The sequence below is a fragment of the Marinomonas communis genome (assembly GCF_004363305.1).
Lineage (GTDB): Bacteria > Pseudomonadota > Gammaproteobacteria > Pseudomonadales > Marinomonadaceae > Marinomonas > Marinomonas communis.
This window is the reverse complement of the sequence record NZ_SNZA01000003.1, coordinates 165,314-186,575: the sequence shown is the minus strand read 5'-3', so window position 1 is coordinate 186,575 and position 21,262 is coordinate 165,314. Positions and strand designations below refer to the sequence as shown.

Here is a 21,262-nt window from a genome sequence, read left to right as displayed (position 1 = left end):
CATACTTCACAAAAACCGTCAGGCAATCGTAAAGCCACTTGTCCCATGTAACAGGCAGGCATACATTCTTGACTCGCCTTGTGCTTGGCATATCACTCCAAGACTTAACAAGGTGTGCAGGTGAAGGGGTCACTTTGGTAAAGTGTCAAACATGGGATTAGCACTGGATAGCTATCTTATGGTAGAACGATACCTTGGATCGATTTGCGAGGCACAAGGCGTATCTCATCTCTTTTAAGTCATAAGCTTGAATTTTGCCAATCGCCCCCCAGTTCATATAAAGAACCACAACTAATAACGGAACATGTTCACATGAAAAAAACATTAGTCGCAGCACTGGTTATGTCTTCAATTTCTATGGCGCAGGCTGCAGAAGTAGAGCTTGATAGTAAAGAGCAAAAGCTTGGCTACTCTATCGGTACTATGTTCGGTAGCCGTATGGCCAATGACTTTGAAGGCATGGACCTAGAAGCATTCAAAGCAGGCTTTGAAGATGCCTTTACTGGCGAAGAGCCACAAATGTCTATGGAAGACGTTCAAGCGACCGTACAAGCTTTCCAGCAAGAGCAAATGGAAAAAGCACAACGTGAACAAGCTAAGCTAGCAGAAGAAGCACAAGCAAAATCACAAGCTTGGTTAGATGAAAAAGCGAAAGAAGACGGTGTAATCACGACTGACTCAGGTCTAATGTACAAAGTCATCACTAAAGGTGATGGCAAGATGCCAGCTGAAACCGACACAGTAAAAGTGAACTACGAAGGTAAACTGGTTGACGGTACCGTATTCGACAGCTCATACGAGCGTGGCGAGCCAATCTCTTTCCCACTTAACCAAGTAATTCCTGGTTGGACGGAAGGCGTACAACTCATGCCAGTTGGCTCTACTTACGAATTCTACATTCCTTCTGACCTTGCTTACGGCCCAGGCGGAACAGGTCCTATCCCACCTCATGCAGCACTACAATTCAAAGTTGAATTGTTGGAGATCGAAGCCGCAGAGTAATGACCTAGTAGCATTTCATTACTTAAAACGCCCTCTCAATGAGGGCGTTTTTGTTTATGCTATACTCGACGTTTTCCAAGAAATACCCTTATGATCGTTCCCCTTATTCTAGCTGGTGGAATAGGTTCACGCCTAAAGCCTATTTCAACATCTGAACGGCCCAAACCATTTCACGACTTTATCGGCGATGGCAAGACACTCTTTGAAGCAACCGTGATTCGTGCGCAACAGGTATCACCGGTCACGCCAACTGTGGTGGTATCCAAACACCATTTAAACTGGGTGAGAGCCTCCCTTGAGAAACTGTCTATTACAGCTCATATTTTGCTCGAGCCCTGTGGACGTAATACCGCACCAGCTATTACCTGCGCAGCTTTGATGGCACGAGAGCTTTATGGTGAAGCCCCTGCATTGTTGACGTTAGCGGCGGATCATCATATAGGTGAGATTGATTACTTTGCCCGTAAAATCTGTGAAGCTCATACACAAGAGCAAAACAAAAAGCTGACTCTCTTTGGCGTTCAGCCAACATACCCTGAAACAGGATATGGTTACATTCAAACAGATGAAAGTAATCATGTTGTTGCCTTTCATGAAAAGCCAGACCCTAGCACAGCACAGTGCTATCTGGATTCAGGTGATTATCTATGGAACAGCGGCTTCTTTTTGTTTCCCATTTCGACGTTACTGCATGAATTACAACACCACGCACCAGAACTGATGAAAGTTTGCATAGCCTCGTACACTGCTCGCCAGTCAATTTCTATGCACATTCAAATGCTTGCAAACTCATTTCAAGACGCGGCTAACATTTCGATTGATCATGCACTACTGGAACGCAGTAAAAATCTAACTATTTGTCGCTATCAAGGCATCTGGAGCGATCTTGGTACATGGAAAAGTCTTTATCATTTATGGCCGAAAAAAAGTAATGGCAACGCGATAAATAACGCTCTCAACCTAGAAATCATCCCATGCGACAAAAGTTTTAAACTACTGAAGAATGGGAGCTTTATCGCTGATGTACAAGGATAAAACACCGTTATCTCTATGCCAAAACAGTCAAGTAAAGTTCGGCACCAGTGGGGTTCGAGGCCCCGTTAGCGAACTCACTCAAGAACGCTGCTGTGCTTTTGTCGAAGCCTTTTTAAGAAAGCTTTGCCAAGCGTCAAACATAGTGTGTATTGGTCAGGACCTACGTCCGAGCAGCCCGATGATCACACTGTGGATTAGCGAATGCGCCCGACAACTTGGCTATACCGTGTGGGATTGTGGATCACTGGCCACCCCTAGCCTCGCCCACTATTCAATGGCACATCAAGTACCAGCCATTATGGTTACTGGCAGCCATATTCCATATGACAGAAATGGGATCAAATTTTATTTATCTAGCGGAGAAATCAGTAAAGAGGATGAACTTAGTATTCTAAACACCCAATTAAACACGTTCTCTAAAGTTAGTTCTGATAAAACCATTGAGGATCATCATGATCTTGCACTGGCCTTTTACAGACAGCGCTATCAAAATGCTTTTACAGCACTTGATCTATCAGGAAAACGGGTTGGTGTGTACCAGCACAGTGGCGTTATTCGAGATCAGTTAACCAAGATCCTCAATGCTTTCGGAGCCGAGACCATTCCCCTAGGGAGAACCGATGCATTTGTCGCCTTAGATACCGAAGCAGTTTCAAAAGAGGATCAAATACAAGCAAATCAATGGTCTAGAGAATACAACTTAGATGCCATCGTCAGCACGGATGGTGATGGAGACCGTCCTCTGATTGCCGATGAAAAAGGACAATGGTTACGCGGTGACCAAGTAGGAATGATTTGCTGTCAATACTTAAAGGCAACTCGCATCGTCACCCCGATTAATAGTAATACGGGGCTGGAAGCATTGGTACCAAAGGCAACTGTCATACGTACGAAGATTGGCTCACCTTATGTACTGGCAGCAATGAAGACGGTGAAACCTTCGGAAATCAGTGTCGGGTATGAAGCAAACGGAGGTGTGTTACTTGGTAGCCATGCTGAGGAGTTAACAGCCTTACCGACTCGCGATGCCGTGTTACCTATACTCATACTCCTCACACACCTCTCACACAAGCCACTCAGTTCGGTCATTCGCGCTCTCCCAAAACGATACACCAGTAGCGAGCGACTGCAGGATATAACCGTATCAGAAAGCCAATCTACCATTAGCTATTTGTCCGATGACCAACACTGGCCCCTACTTTTAACAAAGATATACACTGACCAAACGGTTTCTATTTCAACACTAGATACACAAGATGGGGCAAGGGTACGATTGTCAAATAATGACATTATACATATAAGAGCATCCGGTAATGCTAACGAGCTTCGTATTTATGTCGAATCAAACAACCAGACATATTCTGAAATTCTATGCACTCATACTAAAAAAGCCATTTCATCCTTATTTTTTGACATATGACAGTAAAGTGACACAACGTCGGTGCATTGTAAGCCATCTCTCGATATAGTGGCTTCAAGACAAGGGGCAAGGATAGCTCATCTTCTAGGACGGAAGACTTGTCTTTAAATCGCGCACCACGGACGGTGCTTGTTTCATGGAGAAACGCGGTTTAGAGTGAAACAGAAAACTAGGATGGTTTTCAGGCTCATGAAGAGCCTCTGTTTCAGTCAAACAAGATAGGAAGCCAGTGACGGCTTTTGCTCCCAAGGATGGGAGCCCTATCTTACTTCAGGATGAAAAAAGAGCTGCAAGGATGCAGCGAGAACAATACAAATTAACGCTATTTGTATTAAAAACTAATAGCGTAATTCCACTCTTCGATTGATTTCACGCCCAAGCAGGTCATTACTATCCGCTTTTGGCGCACTCGCTCCCTTTGACATCAGCACAAGATCATAAGGCGCTGCATCACGTTCTTTAAGGTAATCTGCAACCGCTTTCGCTCGCTCAGCAGCCAACTCAAAAGACTCTTTTCGACCTACCTCTAAAAAGTCTGCATGACCTTCAATAATTAGGTGTGTCGAACGCTTCAAGCGGGGTAATAGTTTATAGAGCGTGTAACGAGCTTGTTCGGTTAACTCCGCGCTGCCCGCCTCGAAATTCAGTTGCCCTAACACACCATCTATAGACTTACTGTCCGAGCCTAAAGACATCATATAACCAGCACAGTATTTACCAGCCTTAGGTTGCTGCACAATTTGCTTATTGATCAAATCAAGACTTGGTGGCTCGCTGGAGCGTTCTGTCTGGACGGAGTGATCATCACGGTTTAGGTACAAGTTTACACCATGACCAACGGTAACAGTCCGTTCAAACTCTACACCCTGGCTGTTATAGCAGTAATAATCCATAACATTACTGTTCGTTTCAGCGATGGCCGTGCCAGCATGAAATATTGCAAAACAAGCGAGAAAAGCTAATCTCATGATTAAGTAACCCTTTAATCTATTTTCTTAGGTGTTCGAACTAGTAGTTACAGAACCAGTCGACCAATGTTTTGTGAACGAATATCAAGCACTTGATCTAACATAGTTTGATCAGATTCCTCATTACCTGAGTATTGGTAAGTCCTTCCAGCTCCAATGCAGTTTTTTATAGCCTCTCCTTCACTAGGAGAATCATCAAAGTCAAAACCAATCATGGCTAACTCAACCTTTGGAGTATTTTGATAATTGCTGGTATTCGTAATTTCTCGACACAAGCCTGCATTCGTTAGTTTGCGAACAATATCTGGCGATTCTTCTTTACCATCGGTCAGCAATATTATGAGTCGCCTAGAATTTGAACCATCTGCAGCAAGCCTAGCACCTTCTATCAGACCTGTATAACTGGCACTTTCATAAGTAGCTTTATTCCCTTTAGCCACTTTAAACCTGTTATTTTCATTGATTGCAGAAGCAATGCTTGAAATATTACTTGTCAAAGGCAAGGTTTCATATTGTGATACTTTATCACTACCAATCTTATTGATTTTGAAGTTGCCAATTTGGTAAGAAGTCCAACTATTGGAACTGTTACTTGAAAAGATTGAATCTATTGTTTTCTCAGCATCGATATAGTTGGCATCAAACAAATAGTCTTCATCGAAAGACGCAAGGTATTTTAAAACATCCACCTTCTTCAAAAAGTCTAGAAGAGAACCATCCCCCCAACCAGAGAGATACGATATATCTTGGCAATAGCTGGTCAACTTATAAGGAATAGGAACGCAACTAACGTTATGACTCAGAGTAAAACGAGTATATTCAAAAAATATAAACCAGTTTACCTCTTTAGAAATTACATAATGATCAAAACCAACTAATCCAAGAGTGTTAGGTAAGTTTGTTTGGTTTAATGTATCAGCAATCTGAGAAACAAGCTCTTCCATATCCTTTTCATGCTTAGACATGGTTGACGCATAATTAGCCACAATCACTACATCAATAGGTCCTGAATCTTTTATAAATTGAATACTATCGGTAGCGCTAAAACTTGCCCCATAGCTAGCGAAATTTGAATTCGGAAACCAAGTATTTTCAGTCACAGACGCAGTAATTGTATAAGTATCTAAGCCGTCCACTACACAGGGGGTTGTCACTCCCTCAACGTTCTCAGCCACAGCTACAGTCGACTCAGTTGAAAAATAGGCTTCTATCATGCTCTGTGAAATATGATTGCAAGTACTGTTTGTTAGGACTTGATTCGCAGCTACCGCCAACGCCGCAGACTCGGTAGCGTCTTTTAAACGAGCGCTGGTTTGCAGCATACGCGCACCTTCCAAGCCCCAGACAAAAACCGCGAACAGAGCAGGAAAAATAAGAAGAAATAACAGAGCTGCACTGCCCTTTTGACGCTGATAGGAGAGCTTACTCATTTTCATCTCCCCACCGACATCGCATTACTGCTGACTATGCCATAATCCTTACCAAGCAATTCGCCAAACCAGTTTTCAGTTTGGTAACACAACGTTACTCGATACAAACTAGGAGTACTATCGAGTTGTAAACTGGATAGTAAAGTATTCATTGCTACAGCTGGTTCACAGCTGATGCCCTCATCTTCATTAAGGGTAAAACTGACAGCATCCATTAACTGACCATCTAAGCTGTAGCCAATCACATCAAGCGTCATACCAAAGTTTTCAGCAGAGAAACTTGTACCAAGTATCCTGACCAAGGACCCTTTTACAATGTCCTTTAAATCACTGAACTGCTGAGATTGGTCATCGCTCTCTAGCAGGTGTAGGTCCACTTGATCAAATAATGCCGTACGCTCTTTTATCACAGTGACGGCAGAATAAGCCGCTCGGTCCAGCTTTCCTTTGGTCGACAGCCTCACCACTAAGTCACCACAAAAGGCTATTAGTAGCGCCAAAATAAAACTAATCACCGCAAACTCAACCACAAAGGTGCCTGATTGCGACTTAATTTTTGAGCGGTACCCTAGTCTATATCTCATATTCTTGACTCTTGGATAACGATCATCTCACGAGAAAAGACATTCTTTGAGCTGCTAAACAACGTCGAGAAAATAGGCGTGTAACCGTAACTTACACGATAGATAGCAATCGGCGAGCTTGGAACACCCAATACACCTTCATCACTGTCTCCACACAATGAAGTAGTGTCAGATAAATCGGTTAATGCAGAGAAGTCAGAAACATAGTAAACGCAGGTTTTAAAGTCTTCACTGTCAACCAAATGCTCCCACAAACTGTCACTCTGTTCCAAAGCACTGTCAAAAGCTTGGTCAAAGTTTGCTTCCCCACGCTTCGCCTGACTACTCGCTTGGCTAATCATCAAGTCCCCTAAAGCTGACGTATAGGAAACAAAACTCATTTCAATCCAGACTAAACAAATCAACCAAAAGCCAAAGAACCCTAATGCTAGTTCAATAGCAACGAGTCCACGCTTATGTTGAGGCTTTCCTGTTTTCAAACCGAATCGTTTCATACCGTCTTCTACCGCCTGTTTAGCTAGAGCGATTAACCCTCTCTCTTAGAAAGCGTAGTCGTATTACGTTCTGTTATAGTTCGCAATGGCGCTATAGGAATGCTAAAACCGTCCTCGGCCGCCAACGAGTATGGGCTGAGTTTCACAAAGTTATGTACAGTCTTTTCTTTACTGCTAGAAAAAATACGAGCGAAAAAGTTTGGCTTTTCCTGCGCGGTTTGTTTCACCGGCTGTTTGGTTACCTTCTGGACTTGCTCAGAAGAACTAGCAGCAACCACATCAGGCTTAATAGTCGTTTCTTTGAGCGTTTCCAGTGTCTTCGTTGCAAGAGGCTCAGAGGTTACTTTACTCGGCTCACTGGTTACCGAGCTTTTAGAGACATTCACAGGCTCTTGCAACACAGGATTTATCGCCTGCGGCCCATATACTCGACTCACTGGCATACTGGCTTTTAAATCGTTAAAAATATCGAATAACTGTGCGTCACTGTATTGATCGCCATACACTCGACGTAAGGTTTCAAAACTCCCCATTTTTGAAAGAATAATCGCCAAATTAGCTTTCAGTTTAGCGTCCGCTTTATCAGGGTTTTTGAGGTAAATAGGCATCAGGCGCACAGCAGCATCTTGGTATTTGCCTTCTAACATATCTAATAACGCTAGGTTATTTTTGATTACCAAGTCGTCATACATCATTTCACGTGCTTGATTAAATTGAGCACGTGCACCACTCAAATTTCCTAGTTCAGCATAGACCACGCCTAGCATATTGACGGCTTTAGCACTGTCAGCTTCTTTATTCATCGCAATTTTTAAAGAGTTCTCAGCTTGACGCAACAACCCCGTGTTATATTGTGCAACACCCTGTAAATAAAATGCTTCACTCCCCCCAGAATCACTTGTGATCAAGGGTGACAAGGTAAATAAGGTTGACTCATTGTCACCGCTGTCTAAATATGCCTTAGCGAGCTTTAAACGCGTACTGACACTTTCTTGCTCACGTAGTCGATCCTTATACAGCTCAATCAGTCGTGCATTATTAGCAGAAAGTTCTAGAAACTGCTCTTCTGATAGCGCAGTCTTATTCCCTCCTCCAGAGGCACAACCAGCCAGTACAGTGACCGCAAACAGTAATACGAGTAAACGAGCCATTTAATTCATCATCCTCATGACGCCTGGTGCGGCAATTAAAATTACGATTGGAAACATAATAAATAAAATCAAAGGCACAGACATCTTAGCGGCTAACTTGCCGATCTTCTCTTCAATCGTCAGCATTTGTACAGCCCGAATCTCTGATGATAAGGTGGTTAATACTTCATAAATAGAAGAACCGTATTGAAGACTTTGCTTCAAGGTCATCACAAAGCTCCGCATTTCATTGCTAGGAACCCGCTCAAACATCTCGTCCAATGCTTGCTCAAGGCCCACTACCTGCATTCTTTCCCTAGTACGGTTTAGCAAAAAGCCCAAATCAGGATCAAAATCCTTCATTTCGTTACTTAGGTAGTTCATCGATGATTCAATCGTCATACCGGTTTGAACGCAAACAGCCAGTAAATCAATCATATAAGGCAATTTGTTAGACACTGTTTTCTGCAACTGACGTGTTTTTAAATTCAAATACACGTCCGGTAAGATTAACGACGCTACTACCCATAAAGCACAAATCAGCACCGTATTCGTCAGTTGCCAAGACTCAAGATGCCCTAACCATATTGCCAATGCTACGCCCAGTAGCAAAACAAAGTACTTAGCCGGCATGTAGTAAATGGCGTAGCGAGAATCATAATACCCGGAAGCAACGAACTTGCGTTTCATTTCAGCTTCTGTGGCCGAGAAAGCGACCCGAACAGTATGCTTTATCGGTTGAATCCAACTGTACTTTTTCAAATGACGTACGGTTTTATCTTCCGCATATAGCCATTCAAGACCACGGGTATACTCTTTTTTGTAGCTGAGCATAAGGATCAAGACTTGCAGCACAAAGCAAATCACCAGCAGTAAAAAAATTGGGTCCGTAACAAGGTTAGCGAGCACTTCTCATTAACCCCCAAATAATTAAGATACCAATGAACTCACTGGCAAACATGTAGTACAGCAACATACGGCCACGAGAATCGGACATAATAAAGTCGTAATTCTCGGGACTAAAAAAACGCATGACAATGATGAATATAAACGGAATGGCTGCGACGATCTTGGCAGAAGTACGGGCTTCCGCTGTCAATGCACTCTTCTTCTTTTCAATGGCACGGATATTAAACATCAACTTATTTAAGCGCTGGATAATATCTTTAAGCTGGCCACCGCGCTCCATATTGGCTCGAAGGGTCATCACGAAGAAGAAAAACATCGGATATGGTAGTCGAGCGCAAGCTTTACGAAAAACATCCTCTGGCGCTTCTCCCAACTGTAAACGCTTACCCATATTGGAAAATTCTCGTGCGACACGCCCCTCCAAAGTTGCCCCGACATAACTGATTGCATGGGTCAAACTCTCCCCCGATGACACCGCACTGGTCATCATGTTGAGCGCCACAGGAAAGGACTCTTCAAATTCTTTCTCACGTCGATTGCGCAAGAACTGGCTACCTAAGAACGTACACACCAACAAAAATATTAGAGTAACGATCCAGATATTGCCCTGAAAAAAACTATCATTGAAAAAGCGTGCCAGCATGCACACTAATACCAAAAACAAAATCAGTTTAACCAGTGCAAAAGCACCTAATTGATCAAGCAAATTCAGCCAAAAGTAATAAATCCGACTAGTGAAGCTTTGACCAATGAGCGACCGTACATCAATCGCCTGTTGAATAGAGTGTGTTGCTTTGGGTCGATGGACACGAGTGTATTCTTGTAGGTAGTCATTTAGATCAAGGCGTCTACGCTGGCGCAAGACATAGATCAGTAGCGCCATCCCAAACACAACTTGAAAACCAAAAAACCACATCATGAGCGGTAGCCACCAGATTCTATGCTTTTAAATGCTTCACTTAAGCGAGCTTCTAAACCAAAGAAACGCGCCTTTTCGAATAAGATAGAACGTTTCATTAAGCCAGTGGTAACAAAGTCACCTTCTAGCACCCCCTCTTCGCTTTGTTGATAAGATGGCTGAAAGCGGAAAATTTCCTCTAACACCACATTATCCCCTTCAAGTCCCATCACCTCGGAAATATTCATGACTTTACGCGAGCCATCGTGCAGACGATTCACCTGAATGATGAGATCCACAGCACTGACAATACTGCGACGAATCGCCTCAAGAGGTAGATTATTAGTAGCCATCATGACCATAGACTCTACCCGAGACAATGCATCACGGGGCGTATTCGCGTGCAGTGTCGACATAGAGCCATCGTGACCAGTGTTCATAGCTTGCAGCATTTCGAACGCCTCTGAACCTCGACACTCACCGACAATGATACGGTCCGGACGCATACGCAAAGAGTTAATCACCAAATCTCGCTGGGAAATCGCACCCGTATTCTCAATACCTGCGGTACGAGTTTCCAAACGCACAACATGAGGCTGTAATAAACGTAACTCAGCAGCATCTTCAATGGTGACAATACGCTCTTTCTCACTGATGTACTGTGACAGGGCATTGAGCATCGTAGTTTTACCGGAGCCTGTACCGCCTGAGATCAGGATATTCAAACGACAGCGGGCTGCGACCATTAACACCTGTGCCATTTCAACGCTCATCGCGCCAAACTCACACAGCTTTTGGAAATCAATACTTTGCTTTTTGAATTTACGAATCGAAATTGCCGTGCCATCAATCGCAATCGGAGGGATCACAATGTTCACCCGACTACCGTCCTCTAAACGGGCATCACAGGTCGGATTAGACTCATCCACACGACGCCCAACTCGGGTAGCAATGCGTTTTGCGATTTCAAGTAACTGACGCTCATCAATAAAATCAATATGCGCTCGTTCCACCAAGCCATTACGCTCGATGAAAACATTATCTGCACCATTGATCATAATATCGGTAATGGTGTCGTCTTCCATCAAATCCTGCAGTGGACCTAAACCTACCAACTCGTTGACGAGGCTGTTTACAAAATCATCTCGAGTGGTTCGCGGCACTCTTAGGTTTTCACGCTGAATAAGCAAGTCCACCGCATTAGCCAACTGACGTCGCAGCTGCTCTTTATCTATATTGGCAATGGCATTGGGATCTAAGGCATCAAATATTTGCTTTCGTATCCCAACGTAAATGGCTTTCGTCCCAATCATCAGCCTTTACCTCACGATCCAAATGAAAACAATGAGCGCTTTTTCTTAGTACTTCCCACTTTCTCACCCAAAATGGTAGATGTCAGTTGGCGTAACGGCTCAGCCGCCTTCAACGAGCTTTTGGCGATGCGCTTATTATCCAAAATTAGCGCCGGTAACTGTTCGCAATAAGGAATTTCAATATCAATCGGCTGCTTCAAAAAAGCCTCTGCATCCTCTTTAGACAACGTTTCGGCTTTCTTAGGATGAGTATGATTCATCACTAAAATAATACGTAGTGAATCATCGCTGTTTAGGCGTTTAATTTTGTCGCGCATACGCGCAGCATCTCGGACGGAAGCGACGGTAGCAGACATCACCAACACAATGGCATCACATTGACCAATAAAGCGATCTGAATCCAAGCCAAACGCCACTGAGGCGGAACGGTCCTCAATCACAAAGTTGACGTCTTGAGATAAGAAATCCACCACTGAGTTGGTATATTCCAACAGCGTTAGGTTATCCACCACATCAGAATTTAGGGATAACACAGACAACAAACTGTTTTGTCGAAATACCAAAGACTGAGCCAAGCTTTCATCCACTTTAGCAACATCAATTTTTTGTACTTTACGACGCTCATAGTCGCGTATGCCCATCATGATGTCTAAGTCGCCGGTATAGTGATTTTGATCCACCACCAAAACAGATGTCTTTTTGTGAGCGCTCAATTGGTAAGCCACTTCCGCACTCAATAAGGTCGCTCCTACGCCACCTTTAGAACCAACAATACTGATGTATTTCGCACGGCGGTTTTGCCCTGGACCACGGCTACTGTGTCGTTTACGGTTGTCACTAACGCTCCGAACGAAATCAATTAACTCTTGCTTGGTAATAGGCCAAAAAAGATAGTAGAAACCAATAGCTTTCAGGTTACGAATAGTTGAAATCGCATCTTCACTGCCGACCACGATCACCGAGGCGTGGTTTGGTAATAGGTGACGGATGCGCTCGGCATCAGCACTGACATTTGAGCTGTTATTCAACTCAATGATCACCACCTCAATTTCGGCGTGACGAACATGATCTGCTATTTCTGCATCATCGTTTTTTACCACTGCTGGTGGTGCAATGCCTTCAAAGCGATACGCTTCAAGCACCAACTCTTCACACTCGTGAGTCTGAGCAAACAAAACCGACGTAATTTTCTCAGGCTCTACAATGGGCCCACTGCTGCGTGTTTTACGTAGGGAATCTACTAAATCAAACATAGCCACTACCTGTTACTAATATGTTGGAATCATATGCTTACCCAGCATCGTTTCGGGTGATACTAGACTTCGCAATCGAGAGCTTTCTGCAGCGCAGCCGTTACCAGATTCGAAGTATTGTCCAACTTGACTGGGTTTACAGTCCGCCGTATGAACAATGTATTCTGTTAAGGCAATTTTAAAATCAAAGCGTTGTAATGGATTGTATTGGCGTGATAGATCTTCCTGCTGGATCTGTTGCTCAGGCACGCCTAAGCGTGCAAGGTAATCGTTAGCGTAGCGCTGTAAAAACATTCCATCTGTTGAAAAAACAGTGATGGTCATATTATGCGATGACAAGTTCCCTTTGAACTCATCAAGATACTTTGTCAGCACTGACTTAGATTGAGCTAAATGCTGAGCATCCGCATTCAAAGATATTGTTTGTGTAACGGGTATCAGCTCAATGCTCACAGAGGAGGTTTCAACTACAGTATTACGACTTGAACACCCAATCAGAGCAATCAGAGTGAAGCAAGCAATGATCCATTTAGCATTTCTCATTTTTTAAAGCCTCCCGCGGACAAGATCTCTTCGCTTAACGCCCGATTCGGAGTTCGTTCTTCCTGCTGTCGTTTGGGTAAAACAAAGAAGCGTTGCGCATTGGTCGTACGCTGAAAGGTAGGTAACGCGACGTCATTACCTTCTATTGGTTTCACTAAGTTCACTGTGGCTACAATAATCAGCTCTGTTTTATTGCGTTCGGTTTCTGTATAGCGAAAGAGTGAACCAATAATCGGCACATCACCAATAAATGGTACTTTGCGCAATAATTCTCTTTCTTCGCTATTAAGCAACCCTCCTAAAACAAAGCTCTGACCATCAGCTAGCTCAACGGTCGTGCGTGCGCGACGTGTTTTAAATGCTGGAATATTATAAGTGCTATTACCGTATTGGGTATCAACCGAACTGACTTCAGGCATCAGTGATAAACGAATATTGTCGTCTGTCAGCACCTTGGCAAGCATTTCAAGGCGAACACCAAACTCTTTGTAAGTCACATTCACCTGATCATCCACCACCGTGGTAATCGGCATTTCCCCGCCCACTAAGAAGCTGGCACTCTCACCAGAGATGACGGATAGATTTGGCTCAGCAAGAATTTGGCCAACCTCATCATCATTGATGGCGGTAATAGCAGAAATAATATTTTCAGTTGTGATAGAACGCAGAGGATTAACAAATACCCCGGAAGACTGCCCTTCAGAATATAAATTAACGCCAAAGTTTTGCATTAATGAATGAGACACTTCCGCCACGGTGATTTTGACATTAACCTGCTTGGTCGTGGCCACTTCGATGTTATTGACAATCCCCTCATAGCTACGACGTCTCATAAAGTCCATCGTTAAGGTTTGTCCATCATCTAAATTCCATTGAATATCGTGATTCTCAACGGACTTCCCCAGTAGCTCCCCAACCATTAGATGAATACCATCTTTTTCCTTTTCTGTTGCCACCGTTCCCGTCAAAACAACCTTATCGCCTAAGTTATAGACCTTAACGCCTGCATTAGGGTAAAGCGTTTCAATATGACGCTGTATGTCGACCATGCTTTTGCTAACGATGATTTGACGTGTTTGTAAGGTCGCGCCATCCTCCGAAAACAGCATAACCGTTGCTTTACCTGTTTGGCGTCCAAAGACGATCACTTTATTTTTGTCGACCACTTGGTAATCAGCCACATTAGGAGCCGAAATAAAAACAGAACCGATCTTTTGTTGAGAGGACAACGCTTGGGCCTCACCCACCCCGATGTTCATAACATCCTGCGCCCACAACATAGGCGATAGCACTATGAGCAACGCTGCGATAAACCATTGCTTAATCATTGTTACCGTTATCCTTATTGAAGAAAGCTCATATTTTGATTTTGAGATGTATTACTTCCAGGTCTAAGTTCACGTACTGGCTTTGCTTCTGGCAGTAAGTCGCCTGAATCAATATTGATATAAGAGCGGCGCGTTTTCTCAGAGGATAACAATATCTCTAATTGCGATATATTTCGCGCCATAGCAACTTTGGCTGCTTGCTGTTTGGTCAACTGCATAATGACTGTTACCATATTGATATCTTGCCCTGCGGGTAAAATCGCAGACACCATTGAACCGTTATTTTTGGGCTTATCGACTTCTTTTTTATATACCTGTAGTACCTTTACCCCATTTACAACGCTGGTCAAAGAAACGTTGCTGAGGTCGCGCACCACTGAACTGTTATTTAAGTTCTCTGTCGGTGAGGCAAGTGCCAAAATATCAACAATAGACCCCGCTTGAATGACATCACCCAACACAGCGCTGGCACGAACGGCAACTGGAACAGGCATAAAGCCTTCTTCTAAGGCAAATCGGAAATACCCTTCTTGATTAGGAAAGGCTAGCAATTCAGGAAAGATAGGTTGATCGGCAGAGGTGTTTTTCTTAATGACCATACCATCCATAAAATCTAACTGAATATCCTTATCAACACCCAATAGGAGAGCTTGAGACTTAGGCACTTCTTCAATGTAGAAGTTATCACGGGACACAAACTGACCTTTGCTAAGATCAGCTTTCGATTTCCAAACCTGTACGGTTTCTTCTGGAGGTGGGGTAACTTCGGCCACTGGCAAAGGAACGTCATTTTTCGGAGCAGGCTCTGCCGTCTTGAGCAAATATATGCCGATCAAGCCGACGCCTAATATGATCAACGACAAGTACATCAAAAGTCTGGACTTCATTCCTATGCCTTCGAATTAAATTAACTAATATAAGTAAGCAAAATTAATGGCCCGCCAACCATGGCAATGGGCACCGCATATGGGACACCGCGAGCTCTTATTTTTTGGATATCAGTAGTGTAGCCGTAAAGCAAATAAGCCACCGCAAACGCACCACCAATAAAGACTGTGCCATATAAGAGCAATGAAAGATACTGGGGGCTAACCCCTAAACTTATCACACACAGCAGCTTGGTATCACCCGCTCCTAAGACTCTCAATATATGGAGCAAAAAACCAACACCAAGAATCATAAGGGTATATGGCAAAACCGAAATATTTGGGCTTTTTAGCCAAAGACATATTAAAAGAAAAGTAAGACACAAAAGATCTCTGTGTCTTACTTGCCTGGTCTTGATATCTGAAAAAGCCATCTTGGCAAGGAGAATCAGCGCCAATATCACTATAAAGAAATAGATATCAAGGTTGTGCATTAGGAGCTGTTATTATGGCTCTTGTGTTTCAGTTGCCGTCGAAGTTGCACTACCAATTGCATTCGATACATTCGTCATTGCAGTATCTAACGCACTTTTCAATGTACCATCAGATGCAAATACAGCTGCTACGATACCAGCAATCGCCACTGCAACAACCGCATACTCAATGGCAGTTACCGCGTCACGGCTACGGATGAAAGAACTAGCTTTACAGTAAAGATTTAAAAACATGTGAGATCTCCAAGAGAAGTTAATAATCGCCAAAATCCATCTTTTAGCGAGCCATCATTAGAACAGTATTACTTATTCAAAAACAGTGCCAAATCAGAAACCATGAGACATAGTAGCTAATAGAGCATTGATCGCGTTATTTCGAGGGAAAATCATAACAATTCAATACGCTGGGTCAATCACAGTTTTACAGCAGAGACACGCGCAACACTTACAAAAAGATACATATAACACTAAAATGTAATGTTTTGTGGCGAAAACTATATATGAAAAAAGCCAGCAGTTTGCTGGCTTTAATAACATACTTTTTAAAACAATTAGTTACGATGAATTCCCAAAGTATCTAATGTTTCAAAGGTAATCGAGCCAACCGCAAGACCACTGTCGGTTTGGAACTCCGCCATCGCGTCTAATGTTTTCTGCCCCAACTTGCCATCCACAGGGCCAGGCTCATAACCACTGTCATACAGGCGCTGCTGTAAGCTTGCGATAAGAGTGTCATTGATATCACCGTTACACACCGCCTGGCGCATCACCATACGCGGCTTACCGTCGTATGATTTCAGTTGAATCTCACGCATTTGCGCAGGCACTTCCTGCGGACTGGCGCTGGCAGGACGAACAACCTCCTCAACCGCGACATCTTCCATACGAGGCGCTAACGAAACTTCCACTACACGAGCAGGCTCATCGATCACCCACTTAGTAACGTTTTCATATTTCGCTGGGATCACTTCAACTTTGCTTTGCTCAGGCTGAACTAATACCTGAACTTTAACGATTTGCTCTTTCGCTGGAATTTCTTTGGCACAAAAGGCAACACCGCCGCCAGCCGATTGACATTGCTCAAGCACCGTACGAGCTTCTTCGACCACAACACGCTTATCACGCTGCTCGTATACCGCCGGCACTTTAACAAATCGCGTCGTTTCTTCGCGCACCAATACTTTTTCAGTAACGCGCTTATAGGTAGCTGGCTGTAATCGATACGTCACCGTGCCTTCACGAGTCACTACTTTTTTATAACCACGCTTGATTTCAGCAGGGGTAACATTGATGGTGGTGTGAGAGTCTTTAACCGTTACAGACACAGTTTTTTCACGCTTACGCGGTTGAATCTGACCATAGACCCAACACTCACCAGGGTTAATTTCCATGCCATTTGGCACAGACATCTGAGGTGCAGAGCTCATCGTAGCGGATGGCATACCGGGCACACTACTCATTGGCTCTTCTGTTTGTATCGTTTCCGCCATCGTATATGGCAAATGTAGCGCGAGCGCCGTTAGCACGGAGCCTAGTAACAATCGGTTTTTATTCGTACTCACAGGCGTGTTTCCTACTATTATTGAGTCTCCACGACAAACACATACTATGAATGTCGAAGCATTTATTGTTTATTTCGTCTATTTTTTGCCTTGTTTGCTTGCTCGAATGGCAACAACCATTAATGCAAATATTGTGTCAAGACACCGAAAAATGGCGATATTATCGCCAGCCCCAGCCAATAACTCAAGATTCAATTTGCTTTTGATTGCCTATAAATCAAAGTGCTTCGTAGATCTCTATCTCTACTCGTCGATTCGGAGCTAAACAGCTAATCAGCGCCGTGTCTCTCTGCTCATCAGCACATACAACGATCGGACTGCTATCCCCCACACCTTTAATCAACAGGTTTTGCTTTGTTAACCCCTTTGCCAGAAAGCGGCTGCCAACTTCACGAGCTCGAAGCTTAGAGATATTCAAATTGGCTTCTCTCGAGCCGATCCGATCGGTATGTCCGGTAATTGTCACAACAGGGTTATCATAACGCTCTAGCAACTGATCAATAAAAGCATCCAAAGATTTTTGACCGCTGGCACTCAACTGGTAACGATTAAAGCTAAATAGCACATCACTCATTAAAGAAAAGACTTCCAAGCGCTGCTCATTATCACTTGCCGCACCACCAATGTATTGTCTATACATCAGATCACAGACACTCTTACGCCAATCAGCCGACTTAAGTAGCCCGTCGGCGCCAAACTCTAAACGATACTGACACCCCATGAAGCTTTCAGCAGAAGTGGGGATACTGACGTTATAATCCCAGAAGCTACTTCCCAACTCCATATGCTCTACACTGTAAGGACTACCAAGTAATGCGTTGATGTCTTTCTCAGAGTCACCAAGGTTTACATTAGGAATAAACATCGCAATATCTTGTGCCGCCTCTTGAGCCAGTAACTCCTGATCGAATTGACTCGCCGAAATCACCGCGTCATCGTAAGCAACTTTATTACCAGCACTCATGGCATGGTTAGAAACAAGCGACAGCCCCATCCAAAGGGCACAAGATAACGCACTAAACTTGTTTAACATTGCCTTCCTCATACATAACAGCCCAAACAACCAAGCCACATTGCGACGTGTTTAAAGTAGCAAATAAGATTACTAAACCTTCGCGGGGAATTCACCTACTACGGGAGCAAAACGCGACCTTTAATCAGACTTATTAGCTTTAAGGGTCTCGGGTGCGAGACCTTCGGCATACTCCTTTTCCGCCCAGCGCACAGCAGCCCAGAAAAACACTATCGGGAAAACGTACATCATGACACCAATATTATGACTAAACATGGACTGACTCAGAGCAAAATCCATGTAACTCATAGGCACAAGTGCTCCCGCCATAGCATAAGCTTTCACATTCCAATTATTTTTGTACTCACGCATTTTTCGAAGAAACAAACGTAATGGCACCAAATACACAGCCATCAATGCTAGAAAACCGATAATTCCGGTCAGACTTAGAGCATTTAAATACTCATTGTGGGCATGATAATGTGTGGCAGATTGAGGGTTGATCAAGCCTTGCTCAGCCATCTCTTTCTTCATAACCATACCACCATACTCCCCTACACCTAGCAAAGGCGCATCTTGAAACAGGTAAAACGCACCTTTCCACATATCAAAGCGCAAACCTAACGAGGACTCCTTCAAGTCACCTTGGGTATAACGCACAACATCATCTACCGCCTGCATAACACGTCCTTGGATACCAGTCTGCGGAATAGCCACAGCACTAGAAACAATAACGAACGCAGCGAGAGCAACCACAACCACATTTTTCTTTCCAAGCAAGTCTCGACTTTGCCAAAGTAAAAACAAGCCAATTAACGGCAAAGCCACCCAACCACCACGAGAGGCAGATAAAACAGACCCACCAACACCGCACAAAACACCAACAATACTTACTGCCAGCCAGATATAGGATTTTCTTGAGTAAAAATAGAAAGCCGCTGCACAACTCATCAGCCCTAGCATCATGCTGGTATCACCAAACATAATCGGGTGCTCTGCACCATGTGCTCGTCCATACCCCAAAATTAATCTTTCATAAAGCCCTAGACAAAACGCACCAATCGCTCCAGAAACAACACCATAAAACAGCCAACTAAGGTTATTGGGGCGACAGCGCATCAATAGCGCCAGAACAGGTAAAGCAAATATAAACCGAGAAGGACGATCAAGTTCACGCGTATGCCAACCATCTAAATAGACAAAAAACATCATCGCCAAACCATATACCAGCAACACAGCAAACAACATGGTATCTAATTTGATAAATTCAAAAGGGGGATTAAGTCTCTTCAGGGGAAAATAAAAAACTAGGGACAGCAAAAACAGCACAAAAATGCCAAGAGAATAGCCATTATGCAGCACTAAGGAAAACGCCAAGGTAATTGAGCTAAAGAACCAAACAACAGGAAATAACAAACGATCCAAAGTGTATCCTTACTAACTTAACATCAAACATATTGGGCCACGTAGTGTACCCTAGCACCTTGAAAAATCACATAACAACTATAAGCCCTTGCAAGACTCTATGCTACAATCCTGCACAGTTGAACTTAATTTGGAAAATTGGTCGTGCCATCAAAATCAACACTTAAAGAATACGGAAGCTCTGTCGGATTTACCTTAAAGTTATTAGATGCAAGCGCTATCACATTAGCAGGTCTAAGTAGTTATTTATGGCGCTTTGATGGCCGCTATACTGAGACTCTCTTCCCTGTAGAAAGCACCTACCTTGTCAGTTTTGTATTGTCAATTTTGACTTTAGAAATTGTTTTTACGATGCTGGGCGCATACCAAAACTGGAAAAACTCTTCTATAACAGTAGAGCTCAAACATACTTTATTTGGCATATCCATCACCTTTGCCACATTGCTTGTTATTGCTTTCTTTACCCATACCTACACGCTCCTACCTAGAACATGGATTGCCTCGTGGTTTATCTTGTCCTTTTTCTTTATTACATGCTTCAGACTTCTATTACGCTGTTACTATAAGGTAAGCATCAAACGAGGAGCACATGTAGAGCGTATTTTAATAGTGGGCAATGGGCGACTGGGCAAACAAGTTGCCGAGCGCTTAATGAATATGCCAACCAGTGGTTTATTACCCGTTGGTTTCTTAAGTAACCAAAAGAGTGACCACGGGGCAATCAAAACTCTTGGCAACATTACCCAGCTTAAGTCAATTATTGAGCAACACTCTATCAATCAAGTCTGGATCGCACTACCAATGAGTGAAGCAGAGACTATGGCAAAGGTACAAAACGAGCTAAGCACTTCATTGGTAACCATTCGTATGGTGCCAGATATCTATGGCTTCCACCTAATAAACCACTCAGTTTCAGATATTGCCGGGATGCCTGTCATTAGCCTTTCATCCTCACCGATGCTAGATCGAAAAAACCGAATAGCCAAACGCCTTGAAGACATCATCTTGTCCAGTGTTATTTTAACGCTTATCAGCCCGATCATGATCACCATAGCATTGGCTGTTAAACTCACCTCACCAGGCCCGATTTTTTATCGTCAAGAACGCGTAAGCTGGAATGGTAAATCCTTCAAAATGCTCAAATTTCGTTCTATGGCAACTGACAGTGAAAAAGATGGCATCCAATGGGGAGGCGCTGCCGCAATGAGTGTTACGCCTATCGGAAGGCTTATTCGAAAAACCAGCCTGGATGAGCTCCCTCAGTTCATCAACGTACTCAAAGGAGATATGTCTATCATTGGTCCAAGGCCTGAAAGAACAGTATTTGTTGAGCAGTTTAAACATGAGATACCAGGCTATATGCAAAAGCACATGGTCAAAGCCGGCATCAGTGGCTGGGCACAAATTAACGGCTGGCGCGGCGATACAGATTTAAAAAAGCGTATCGAATGTGATTTATACTATATCGAAAATTGGTCAGTCTGGTTTGACCTGAAAATCATAGCACTAACTATGTTTAAAGGGTTTATTCACAAAAATGCTAAGTAGATCATAAGCGGCCGTAGCGAGCCGTCTGAATTTTTAGCTAATATCAAT

Annotated in this window: 21 protein-coding genes; 4 read left to right on the top strand and 17 right to left on the bottom strand. The window is 43.5% G+C overall.

Annotated features, from left to right (window positions below):
• Window positions 1-312 precede the first annotated feature (312 nt).
• From bamJ to C8D85_RS09910, 3 genes are all read left to right on the top strand, one after another.
• Window positions 313-1,002 carry a BamJ family beta-barrel-assembly machinery protein gene (gene bamJ / locus C8D85_RS09920; protein ID WP_133562220.1) on the top strand — a complete coding sequence of 230 codons (690 nt, stop codon included), beginning with the start codon at window positions 313-315 and terminating at the stop codon, window positions 1,000-1,002.
• Window positions 1,003-1,092: 90 nt separating this feature from the next.
• On the top strand, window positions 1,093-2,037 hold the full coding sequence (locus tag C8D85_RS09915) for a mannose-1-phosphate guanylyltransferase (protein WP_133562218.1): 945 nt from the start codon (window positions 1,093-1,095) through the stop codon (window positions 2,035-2,037).
• Entirely contained in the window at window positions 2,024-3,457 is a 1,434-nt protein-coding gene (locus C8D85_RS09910; RefSeq protein ID WP_133562216.1) for a phosphohexomutase domain-containing protein, read from the top strand. Before C8D85_RS09915 ends, C8D85_RS09910 begins: the two co-directional genes overlap by 14 nt.
• 338 nt (window positions 3,458-3,795) lie before the next feature.
• Here C8D85_RS09910 and C8D85_RS09905 read toward each other — a convergent pair whose 3' ends face one another.
• The 17 genes from C8D85_RS09905 to C8D85_RS09825 form a co-directional block, all read right to left on the bottom strand.
• Window positions 3,796-4,425, bottom strand: coding sequence for an OmpA family protein (locus C8D85_RS09905; RefSeq protein ID WP_133562214.1), 630 nt, complete (start codon window positions 4,423-4,425; stop codon window positions 3,796-3,798).
• Window positions 4,426-4,472: 47 nt separating this feature from the next.
• Entirely contained in the window at window positions 4,473-5,855 is a 1,383-nt protein-coding gene (locus tag C8D85_RS09900) for a TadE/TadG family type IV pilus assembly protein (RefSeq protein WP_162847568.1), read from the bottom strand.
• Between the two features lie 2 nt (window positions 5,856-5,857).
• Window positions 5,858-6,439 (bottom strand): tight adherence pilus pseudopilin TadF, encoded by a 582-nt coding sequence (tadF, locus tag C8D85_RS09895; protein ID WP_133562210.1) that lies wholly within the window; start codon window positions 6,437-6,439, stop codon window positions 5,858-5,860.
• Window positions 6,436-6,933 (bottom strand): pilus assembly protein, encoded by a 498-nt coding sequence (locus tag C8D85_RS09890; RefSeq protein ID WP_133562208.1) that lies wholly within the window; start codon window positions 6,931-6,933, stop codon window positions 6,436-6,438. Before C8D85_RS09890 ends, tadF begins: the two co-directional genes overlap by 4 nt.
• 32 nt (window positions 6,934-6,965) lie before the next feature.
• The gene (locus tag C8D85_RS09885) at window positions 6,966-8,084 is read right to left on the bottom strand and encodes a tetratricopeptide repeat protein (protein WP_133562206.1); all 1,119 of its coding nucleotides are present in this window, start codon (window positions 8,082-8,084) and stop codon (window positions 6,966-6,968) included.
• On the bottom strand, window positions 8,085-8,972 hold the full coding sequence (locus tag C8D85_RS09880) for a type II secretion system F family protein (protein ID WP_211342173.1): 888 nt from the start codon (window positions 8,970-8,972) through the stop codon (window positions 8,085-8,087).
• Window positions 8,962-9,891, bottom strand: a complete 930-nt coding sequence (locus C8D85_RS09875) for a type II secretion system F family protein (protein ID WP_133562204.1) — start codon at window positions 9,889-9,891, stop codon at window positions 8,962-8,964. The genes C8D85_RS09880 and C8D85_RS09875 overlap by 11 nt, the downstream gene beginning before the upstream one ends.
• Window positions 9,888-11,183: a TadA family conjugal transfer-associated ATPase gene (locus tag C8D85_RS09870; protein WP_133562202.1), complete on the bottom strand. Its 1,296-nt coding sequence runs from the start codon at window positions 11,181-11,183 to the stop codon at window positions 9,888-9,890. Before C8D85_RS09870 ends, C8D85_RS09875 begins: the two co-directional genes overlap by 4 nt.
• A gap of 11 nt (window positions 11,184-11,194) precedes the next feature.
• A complete protein-coding gene (locus C8D85_RS09865; protein WP_133562200.1) occupies window positions 11,195-12,436 on the bottom strand; it encodes a CpaE/TadZ family protein in 1,242 nt (413 codons plus the stop codon).
• Window positions 12,437-12,451: 15 nt separating this feature from the next.
• On the bottom strand, window positions 12,452-12,979 hold the full coding sequence (locus C8D85_RS09860; RefSeq protein ID WP_133562198.1) for a hypothetical protein: 528 nt from the start codon (window positions 12,977-12,979) through the stop codon (window positions 12,452-12,454).
• The gene (locus C8D85_RS09855; protein ID WP_133562196.1) at window positions 12,976-14,307 is read right to left on the bottom strand and encodes a type II and III secretion system protein family protein; all 1,332 of its coding nucleotides are present in this window, start codon (window positions 14,305-14,307) and stop codon (window positions 12,976-12,978) included. Before C8D85_RS09855 ends, C8D85_RS09860 begins: the two co-directional genes overlap by 4 nt.
• Before the next feature lie 14 nt (window positions 14,308-14,321).
• Window positions 14,322-15,194 carry a Flp pilus assembly protein CpaB gene (gene cpaB / locus C8D85_RS09850; RefSeq protein ID WP_133562194.1) on the bottom strand — a complete coding sequence of 291 codons (873 nt, stop codon included), beginning with the start codon at window positions 15,192-15,194 and terminating at the stop codon, window positions 14,322-14,324.
• 20 nt (window positions 15,195-15,214) lie between these two features.
• Window positions 15,215-15,667 (bottom strand): prepilin peptidase, encoded by a 453-nt coding sequence (locus tag C8D85_RS09845; protein WP_133562192.1) that lies wholly within the window; start codon window positions 15,665-15,667, stop codon window positions 15,215-15,217.
• 12 nt (window positions 15,668-15,679) lie between these two features.
• Window positions 15,680-15,901, bottom strand: coding sequence for a Flp family type IVb pilin (locus tag C8D85_RS09840; protein WP_133562190.1), 222 nt, complete (start codon window positions 15,899-15,901; stop codon window positions 15,680-15,682).
• Window positions 15,902-16,218: 317 nt separating this feature from the next.
• A complete protein-coding gene (locus tag C8D85_RS09835) occupies window positions 16,219-17,229 on the bottom strand; it encodes a peptidoglycan-binding domain-containing protein (protein WP_133562188.1) in 1,011 nt (336 codons plus the stop codon).
• 217 nt (window positions 17,230-17,446) lie between these two features.
• Window positions 17,447-18,262 (bottom strand): OmpA family protein, encoded by an 816-nt coding sequence (locus tag C8D85_RS09830; protein WP_162847567.1) that lies wholly within the window; start codon window positions 18,260-18,262, stop codon window positions 17,447-17,449.
• Window positions 18,263-18,382: 120 nt separating this feature from the next.
• On the bottom strand, window positions 18,383-19,666 hold the full coding sequence (locus tag C8D85_RS09825) for an O-antigen ligase family protein (RefSeq protein WP_133562184.1): 1,284 nt from the start codon (window positions 19,664-19,666) through the stop codon (window positions 18,383-18,385).
• A gap of 144 nt (window positions 19,667-19,810) precedes the next feature.
• Between C8D85_RS09825 and C8D85_RS09820 the strand changes: the two genes are divergently transcribed.
• Window positions 19,811-21,214, top strand: a complete 1,404-nt coding sequence (locus C8D85_RS09820; RefSeq protein ID WP_133562182.1) for an undecaprenyl-phosphate glucose phosphotransferase — start codon at window positions 19,811-19,813, stop codon at window positions 21,212-21,214.
• The last annotated feature ends 48 nt before the right edge of the window (window positions 21,215-21,262 follow it).